Below are 423 nucleotides of genomic sequence, written 5' to 3'. Positions count from 1 at the left end.
CTATCAAGTGGTCTGGAGGGTTTATGGCTAGTGGTAAGTTGTTAAGATTACTTGTTCAATCAGGTACTTCCGGTGATCCTGGTGCTTTCAGAAGTGCGACTGAGCAATTAATTAAAGAAGAAAGACAAAAGCAGCATAACTTGTTAGCAAATGATTTGGAGCGAATTCTTTACGGAGATAGAGTTGCGACCAACTCAACTAGGCATAACATTCTACCGGAACCTCCGACAGACAAAGAAAGTGGTGTTCCGTTAGTTGATATCAGACAAGCCAACAGGTCTATTGAAGACTTGGTTTTAAATAAACGTACTTTAGAGATTATTGAGGATGTACTTGAAGAGCACCGTCGTGAAGATGTTCTTCGAAGTTATGGAATGGTCCCTGCTGAAAAAATCCTCTTTTTCGGTCCTCCAGGCTGTGGCA

General features: G+C 41.6%; 1 pseudogene. It reads left to right on the top strand.

The annotated features are described in order from the left end of the window. Window positions 1-23 precede the first annotated feature (23 nt). A pseudogene (locus QTO00_RS20880) lies at window positions 24-423 on the top strand (hypothetical protein); the annotation flags it as partial.

Source organism: Vibrio sp. M260118 (genome assembly GCF_036533755.1).
Taxonomy (GTDB): domain Bacteria; phylum Pseudomonadota; class Gammaproteobacteria; order Enterobacterales; family Vibrionaceae; genus Vibrio.
This window is presented reverse-complemented; position numbering and strand designations above follow the sequence as displayed.